At 51.3% G+C, this 591-nt stretch carries 1 protein-coding gene; it reads left to right on the top strand.

What is annotated here, in order from left to right; genetic code table 11:
* A partial coding sequence (locus tag ACIFQM_RS24915; protein ID WP_430066411.1) for an AMP-binding protein occupies nt 1-591 on the top strand: 591 nt, incomplete at both ends.

The following is a 591-nucleotide window of genomic DNA, read 5'->3' as shown; positions in this document are numbered from 1 at the left end:
GAAGCAGGAGATCTATCACGAGGACGGTTCAAATCTGGAGCCGATCTCCGGTCCAAACGATCTGGCCTATGTGATCTACACGTCGGGAACGACAGGCAAGCCCAAAGGAGTTATGGTGGAGCACCGCGGGCCGTGCAACCTGAAAACCTATTTTGATCAGACGCTGCACATTGGATTGTCAGATCATATCCTGATGTTTGCCAGCTATTCGTTTGATGCGGCTTGCTGGGAAGTATCACAGGCGCTGTTTTGCGGAGCCACGCTGTACGTACCGACGACAGACACGATTTTAGACTATGGTCGGTTCGAACAGTATATGACGGAACACCAGATTACAGCCGTGTTACTGCCACCAACATATGCGGTGTATCTCGAGCCAAAGCGGATGTCCAATCTGCGTATCCTGCTCACAGGGGGATCTGCGACATCGACGGATCTGGTAAACAAATGGAAAAATCAAGTGGCATACTACAACGCTTACGGTCCAACAGAGAATTCGATTGTCACGTCGATCTGGCCGGTGTCCGACAATACGAGCGCGGGAGAGACTATATCCATCGGACGTCCGATGCCGAATCACCGGGTATATAT

It is taken from the genome of Paenibacillus sp. NRS-1782, assembly GCF_050467685.1.
In the GTDB taxonomy this organism is placed as follows: Bacteria; Bacillota; Bacilli; order Paenibacillales; family Paenibacillaceae; genus Paenibacillus; species Paenibacillus terrae_A.
The sequence above is the reverse complement of the archived record's forward strand: the minus strand, read 5'-3'. Positions and strand labels throughout refer to the sequence as shown.